The organism is Dietzia sp. NPDC055877 (genome assembly GCF_053615975.1).
On record NZ_JBSHCV010000002.1, the window covers coordinates 443,120 to 450,219 of the forward strand.

General features: G+C 70.9%; 7 protein-coding genes. 4 read left to right on the forward strand and 3 right to left on the reverse strand.

Going from position 1 to position 7,100, the window contains the following annotated elements:
- Positions 1 to 14: 14 nt before the first annotated feature.
- Complete coding sequence (locus tag ACWGLC_RS04325; protein WP_452098718.1) at positions 15 to 1,229, forward strand: AI-2E family transporter; 1,215 nt, start codon at positions 15 to 17, stop codon at positions 1,227 to 1,229.
- A gap of 34 nt (positions 1,230 to 1,263) precedes the next feature.
- On the opposite strand, the gene ACWGLC_RS04330 is transcribed toward ACWGLC_RS04325, so the two are convergent.
- The 3 genes from ACWGLC_RS04330 to ACWGLC_RS04340 form a co-directional block, all read right to left on the reverse strand.
- Entirely contained in the window at positions 1,264 to 3,105 is a 1,842-nt protein-coding gene (locus ACWGLC_RS04330; protein WP_452098719.1) for a serine hydrolase domain-containing protein, read from the reverse strand.
- Between the two features lie 70 nt (positions 3,106 to 3,175).
- Positions 3,176 to 4,057, reverse strand: coding sequence for a cytochrome c biogenesis CcdA family protein (locus ACWGLC_RS04335; RefSeq protein WP_452098720.1), 882 nt, complete (start codon positions 4,055 to 4,057; stop codon positions 3,176 to 3,178).
- Between the two features lie 7 nt (positions 4,058 to 4,064).
- On the reverse strand, positions 4,065 to 4,823 hold the full coding sequence (locus ACWGLC_RS04340) for a DsbA family protein (protein WP_452098721.1): 759 nt from the start codon (positions 4,821 to 4,823) through the stop codon (positions 4,065 to 4,067).
- Positions 4,824 to 4,968: 145 nt separating this feature from the next.
- Between ACWGLC_RS04340 and ACWGLC_RS04345 the strand changes: the two genes are divergently transcribed.
- The 3 genes from ACWGLC_RS04345 to ACWGLC_RS04355 are packed head-to-tail and all read left to right on the forward strand — an operon-like array spanning position 4,969 to position 6,976.
- Positions 4,969 to 5,559, forward strand: a complete 591-nt coding sequence (locus ACWGLC_RS04345; protein WP_452098722.1) for a hypothetical protein — start codon at positions 4,969 to 4,971, stop codon at positions 5,557 to 5,559.
- Complete coding sequence (locus tag ACWGLC_RS04350; protein ID WP_452098723.1) at positions 5,556 to 5,996, forward strand: BlaI/MecI/CopY family transcriptional regulator; 441 nt, start codon at positions 5,556 to 5,558, stop codon at positions 5,994 to 5,996. Before ACWGLC_RS04345 ends, ACWGLC_RS04350 begins: the two co-directional genes overlap by 4 nt.
- Positions 5,993 to 6,976, forward strand: a complete 984-nt coding sequence (locus ACWGLC_RS04355; RefSeq protein WP_452098724.1) for a M56 family metallopeptidase — start codon at positions 5,993 to 5,995, stop codon at positions 6,974 to 6,976. Before ACWGLC_RS04350 ends, ACWGLC_RS04355 begins: the two co-directional genes overlap by 4 nt.
- Positions 6,977 to 7,100: the final 124 nt, after the last annotated feature.

A 7,100-nucleotide genomic window follows, 5' to 3' on the forward strand; every position in this document is an offset into this window, starting at 1 on the left:
GCCGAGGAGGACGTATGTCAGAAATCGCTGGTCACGACGCAGACGCGTCGTCGGCCGACTCAGAGGAAAGTGGATCCGTAGCTGCGGCGACGAGTGAGGAGGCGCACTCCGACGAGGCCGTGAGCGAGATCGCTGCCCCGGACGAGGAGTCCAAGGGCTGGGGAATCGCGGCCGTCACCGTCGTGTCACTGGCTGCGGCGTTCATCGTGCTGTGGGGCATCTCCGAGCACTCGCACATGGTGATGCCGGCGTTCCTCGCACTCAACCTCGTGATCGCCGCGCAGCCACTGCAGTCTCTGCTCGAACGGGTCGGCGTGCCGCGCTGGGGTGGGATGATCATCGTCCTACTGGTCCTGTATCTCCTGCTCATCGCCCTCGTGGGCATGCTCGTGTGGGCGCTCTGGATCGCCGCGGAGGAGATCCCGCAGTATCAGGACAAGTTCTACGAGATGTACCGACAGTCCATCGAGTTCCTCGGCCGGTTCGGGCTGAGTCAGGACCAGGTTTCCGAGGCCTTGAGCGGGGTGTCGCCGACCACCGTGATCGGTGCCCTGCAGAACGTCGCGGGCCAGGTGTCCTCGGCCGGGGGCCAGCTCACCATCCTGGTGATCGCGCTGACCTTCCTCGTCTTTGACATCCCCGGGGTCTCGCGGCGCCGGGCCACCATCGCCCGCCTCCGGCCCCGCCTGGCCGACGCACTCGACTCGTTCGGCGACGGCCTCAAGTCGTACTGGATCGTGGCCACCGCATTCGGTCTCATCGTGGCCTTCATGGACGTGGTCGCGCTCTGGATCCTCGGCGTCCCGCTGGCCCTGGTGTGGGGCGTGCTGGCGTTCGTCACCAACTACATCCCCAACATCGGCTTCGTGCTGGGTCTCGTTCCGCCCGCGCTGTTCGCCCTGCTCACCGGCGGCGTCGGGGACGCCATCTGGGTGGTTGCCATCTACAGCGTGATCAACCTGGTGATGCAGAGCTTCATCCAGCCCAAGTTCACCGGCGACGCGGTGGGCCTGACCCCGACGGTCACGTTCCTGTCGCTGGTGTTCTGGGCGGCCGTCGCCGGCCCCCTCGGCGCGATCCTGGCCGTCCCGCTCACCCTGGCGTTCAAGGCGTTCCTGGTGGATGCCGACCCGCGCATGGCGTGGCTGTCCACCTTCCTCACCACTCCGGACGCCGACTCCAAGCGCGGCAGACTCCGGGCACGGAAACTGACCGCCGCCGCGCGCTGAGAGCCACAGGGCCCGCCCGCCATTCGGAGAGGCCTCAGTCCTCGACGCGGGTGAAGGTGCCCATGCCGTCGCCGTCGAGGAGGTCGACGGCCATCGTCTCGCCGTCGAAGGTGACGCTGCCGCGTGAGCCGCGCGGCCAGGTCTCGCCCTCGGGGCTGATCGCGAACGTGGCCCCGTCCCAGTGCTCGAGCCGCCAGGACTGCCGGTCGGGTCCCACCGTCAGCACCAGGGCGGGGCCGGTGTCCGCGGCCGCGCCGGTGTCCGTGGACCCGGCGACGCTGTCGTCGTCCTCCCGGCCGTCTTCGGTCGCGTCGCTCGACCCGCGCGCCTCGCGCACCTCGACGTCACCGAAGTAGGCGTTGCGGTAGACACCCAGCAGGTCTTCCACGGGTGGGGCGGCGGCGGGCGATTCCGGGCGCCGGGCCGAGACCAGGTCGCCGATCCCGACCCGGAGCGGGGCGAACTCGGTGGCGAACAGCTCGCCCCACGGTTGCGCGGGGTCGCCGTACTGGGCGTAGTCGGCGAACCGGGCGTTGATCGTCTCCGGAACCCCGATCGGCGCGGCGTTGGTGAGTGTGACGATCCCCAGGTCGAGGTCGGGCATCATGAGCATCGCCGTGGCCGCGCCCTGCGTGAAGGCGCCCGAGTGGCTCCACTGCACGCGGCCGGATGAGCTGGTCCCGATGTCGAAGCCGTAGCCGTAACCGCCCGTGCGGTCGGCGCCCGACTGCGGCGGCGAGGACACGACCTGCGGGGTCAGCGCCTGCCGCAGCGCTTCCGGGGGGACCACCTGCTGGCCGGCGGGCCCGGCGCCGTCGGCGAGCACCATCGTCATCCACCTGGCCATGTCTGCAGCGGTCGAGCTCAGCCCGCCCGCGGGCGCCTGCGCGTCCGGGTCGCGCGCGGGATCGGCGGGGACCCACCCGGCCTCGGACCCCGGCAGGGAATCTGGTTCAGACCCGGACCCGGAGTCATTCCCGGCCTCGCCCGAGCCGGTGTCGGAGTCGGTGGCCCGCACGTGCCCCACGGCGCGATTGCCGCGATCGCCGAGCTCCTCGTGCGAGTACGAGGACTCGCTCATCCCGAGCGGCTCGAAGATGAGCTCGCGACCGAGCTCGTCCCACGGGGCCCCCGCGGCCGTCGCGACCGCCTGCGCGCCCGCCGTGAGGCCGAAATCGGTGTACGCGTACGAGGTTCGGAACTGCTCGAGCGGCAGGTGCCGCAGCCCGTGCAGGATCGCCGGCCTGTCGTACCCCAGATCCTCCAGGTCACCGCCCGCCTGTTCCGGCAGCCCGGAGCGGTGCGCGAACATATCGCCCACGGTGACCTGCTCCGACGCCCGCGGGTCCGAGAGTGCGAACCACGGCAGGTACTCGCGGACCGGCGTGTCCCAGCCGACCTCGCCGCGGGCACTCTCGGCCGCCACGACGGTCGCGCTGACCGGCGCGGAGATCGACGCCATGGGGAACACGGTCTGCGCGTCCACGGCCTCGCCGGTCTCGGTGCTCCGCACCCCGAACCCCTCGGCCAGCACCACCTCGCCGCCGTGGACCACAGCCACCGAGGCGCCGGGAACCCCCGACTTCTCGAGCTCCTCCTCGACGATGTCGGTGACCTTGCCGATCGCGTACTCGATACGGTCCTCGCCCACCTCGAGCCCGGAGTAGGCGGCCGGACTCTGTCCCGGTTCGGGCTTGGGGAGCGGCGCTCCACACGCGGCGACGGTGGTGAGGACGAGGCCCCCGGCGGTCAGTGACCACATCCGGCGGCGGACGGCGACGCGACCCGATTCCCGGCCACGCGGAGTGGTGGGCAGAGAGGCGCGGAGAGGCGCGATCCGCCCGGCTCGCGGGGCCCGTGACGGGGGAGTGAGCATGTGCCCAGGTTAGTGCTCGGAACCGCCGGATGCGCCGAGGGACATCGGGCGGCTACAGCGAGGCCCGCGGTCACGCGTCCTCCTCAATCCGGACGCGGATCTTGTCCGGGAGCGAGACCTCGGGGAACGGGGTGTCCGCGGCGACTCGCGGCTCCGTCCGCGAGACGCGGATGACGATCAGTGCGGTGAGGGCCACCGCGAGGACCACGAGGACGACGACGAGATCGGGGATCGCGCCGGCCCACCCGAGGACCGCTCCCTCGAGTTCGGCCTGGGCGCCGGCGCCGAGCAGTCCGGTGAGCTCGGTGGTGCCCGCGGTCACCAACAGCAGGACGCCCACGCCGATGGTGAGGACTCCGCCGATGATGCCGGTCCACGTGTTGCTCCAGGGCCCGATCGAGACCTCACGGGGCCGGATCAGCCGTTTGATCGCGGGGAAGCGCCCCCACACGAGGGACAGCAGGAGCAGAGGCAGGGCCATGCCGGCGGCGAAGACCAGCACGATGACCCCGCCGGACAGTGCGGTCCCGGAGACGGCGGCCACCGTGAGGACGGCGCCGAGCAGCGGTCCCGCGCACACACCCGCCAGCCCGTAGACGGTGCCGAGGGCGTACACGGCCGTGATGGAGGTGCCCTGCGTGTTGGTCCCACGGCCCCGGAAGGGGAGCGGCACGTTGAGCAGCATGAGTACGCCGAGAACGATCACGATGACCGAGGCGACGGTGACGAACGTGAAGCGGTGCTGGTTGACGAACGCGCCCAGTGTCCCGGCCAGGACGCCGAGGGGGACGAGGCTGGTGGCCAGGCCCAGGTAGAAGACGCCGGTCCGGGCGAGCAGCTCGCGGGGGCTCGCGAAAGCGTACGAGAAGAACGCGGGCAGGAGCATCGCCGAGCAGGGGCTCAGCAGGGTGAGGACGCCACCGAGGAAGGCGCCGGTCAGTCCGATGTCCATGTCGGCGTCACTCCGCCGCGGCGAGTGACTCGTCGAGGTACTCGCGGAACGTCGTGAGGGGTTGCGCGCCGGACAGTGCGGTCTCGCCTGCCACGAAGAACGGGACGGCGGTCACCCCGAGCTGCTGCGATTCGAGGGTCGCGGCCTCGGTCTGCTTCCGGATCTCCGGGTCGTCGAGCGCTGCGGTGAACCGGTCCATGTCCGGCATCCCCACCTGTTCGGCGAAGGCGATGAGCTCCTCGCGGGGCAGATCCGGGTGACCCTTCTCGGGCGCGGCGTCGAAGACGGCCGTGAGGTACTCGACGTACTTGTCCTGGTCGGCCGCCGCCTGCGCGGCGACCGACGCGAACTCCGATTCCTCGCCGAAGTAGGCGACGTCGGTGAACTCGATGCGCACCTTCCCGGTGTCGACGTACTCCGCGATGAGGGTCGGCAGCGTGTCGCGGCTGAACGACGCGCAGAAGGGGCATCGCAGGTCCACCCATTCGGTGAGCACGACCGGCGCGTCGATGTCGCCGATCGCCTTGGGGTCGTCGGCATCGCGCCTGACGAACATCATGTCCCCGCCGCCGCTCGCGTTCGCCTCAGCGTTCGTCTCGTCTGAGGCCTCTCCCGCAGTGGTGGTCGAGGTGGGGGATTGGCCGGGCAGCATCTGGGCAACCACCACGATGCCGAGGAAGGCGACGACCGCCCCCAACACGATGTTCCAGATCCGGGAGCGTCGGTACTTCGCCTCCAGTGTGTGGCGTGAGACGGGAGCGTTCACTGCGGGCCCTTCTGTCGGGGGTCGGTTCTGCGGAGGTTCCGGAGGCTGCGGTGCCGTCGCACCGGGTCGCGTCCGGGCGAACCGGTAACGACTATGGCACATAGTCGACTATTGCGGTTAGTCGACTCGTGGCATGATCGTCCCCATGCAGTTCTCGAAGCCCGCGGGCCCGGTGGAGAAGATCAGGCGGCACGTCGCGACATGGCCGCGATCGGTATCGCTCGCGGCCGAGGGGCTCCGCACGCTCACCCGTCGGCAGTGGGTGGTCGCAGCAGCGGTCTCGATCGGCTTCGGGGTGCTGCTCGGCCTGGCCACGGTCCTCATCCCCAACTCGCTGTTCACCCGCGACATCCCCGCGGTGTGGTGGAACTACCCCGTCTGGATCGTCACATCGATGCTCGCCGGCCTGCTCTTCGCGACCTACGTCCGCGACGGCGCCGGGGAAGCGGGCGCCTCCGCCAGCGGGGCCGGGGGTGACGACGACGAGGCCAGGCGCACGAGCAGGGCCGGCATGGCCGGGGCGTTCCTCGCGTGGTTCGCGGTCGGGTGTCCGGTCTGCAACAAGTTCGCCCTCCTCGCGCTCGGCTACTCGGGCGCCATCACGTGGTTCGCTCCGTTCCAGCCCGTCCTCGCGGTGCTGGCCCTCGTACTCACGGGCGTCGCGCTGATCGTCCGGTTACGTGGCCGGGTCCTGTGCGTACTACCGTCGGGCCGGGTGGAGGAGGTGAGCCGATGAGCAGTCGCGGCGAAGGGGCTCGAGGAGAGCGTGCATCCCGCCGGAGCGGCGGTCGAGAAGCGCCGTCCCGGCAGGACGAGGCGCCCCGCCTCGGCACGCTCGAGTCCCGGGTGATGGACATGTTGTGGGACGCCGGGCCGTCGACCATCCGCGGGCTCATCGACCGGCTCCCGGGCGAGCCCGCGTACACGACCATCGCCACGGTGCTCACTAATCTCTGCCGCAAGCAGCTCGTGTCCCCGCACAAGGAGGGCCGCTCCACGGTGTACGGGGCCACCGGCACGCGTGAGCAGCACGTGGCCTCGGTGATGTCCCACGCGCTCGGGAGCAGTCGTGACCGTGCCGCGTCGATTCTGCACTTCGCCGAGACCATCCCGGACGACGAGTTGGATCTGCTGCGGGAGTTCCTCGACCGCCGCGGTGGAGGTGCGTCGTGACCGGCATCCTGCTCCTGGTGTTCGTGCTGTGCCTCGGCCTCGCCGTGCCGGCTCTCGCCGGGCCGCGCGTGCTACGCCACGCGGCGCCCACGCTGATGCGGGTGCCCCGCCTGGCGGTCGCGCTGCTGTCCGGAGGCGTGGTCGCCTGGGTGCTGGCGGCCCTGTCCATCGCACCACTGCTCGCCTGGGTCGTCACCGGGCCGGACATCCTCCCCGGCGACGCCGCGGTCGTGTGCAGCCAGTGTCTGGCAGCCGCTGATCCCTTCGGGCTCGACCGGGTGGACACCGGCGTGCCTGTCGCCCTCCTGCTGGCCGTGCCGGTCGCGGTCTCGGTTTACCAGGCCTTCGCGATCGCGGGTGATCTCGTCCGTCGTCGCCGCCGTTCGAGCAGAACCGCGCGGGTCTTCCGGGACGGCGCGCGGCCGGTGGACCTGTACGGGCACCGGGTGCTCCTCGTGGGCGACGAGCACCCGTTCGCGCTCACGTTGCCCCGGCGGCACGGTGGCATCGTGGTCTCCACCAGCGCCGTCCGGATGCTGACCCCCGACGAACTGCGGGCGGTCCTCGCCCACGAGGCCGCGCACCTGCGCCAGCGGCACCACCTCATCTCGGCGGTCGTCACCACGCTCACCGGGCGACTGCACCGCGTTCCCCTGTTCGCCGCCGTGGAGGCGGCACTCGGCCACTACCTCGAGATCGCGGCCGACGACGCCGCCAGGCGCGAGGTCGGCACCACGGCGCTGGCCGGCGCGCTGTTGACCCTGGGACAGACCGGGCATCCGGGGGCGCATCGCCAGCAGATGCACGGCGCGCTGCACGCGCTCGGCCCCGACCGCATCCGGCACCTCGTCGAGCCGGGACGCGGCACGGCCGGGGTCGCGGCGGCCACCGCGAGTGTCTTCTGCCTGACCGCGCTGGCCCTGCTCGCCGCCGTGGTCCACGTCCCCTACGCGCTCGCGGTGCTCACCGGGTGTATCTAGGCAGCAGATGCCGCGGGCGTTGTTCGTCGCGTTCTAGCTGTGATGTCCAGGGAGGTTGTCCCGACTCGGGTTGGTGAGTTCGGCTGACAGGTGAAGGCCTCCGGTTGTGAAGTGGAGCTGTCTA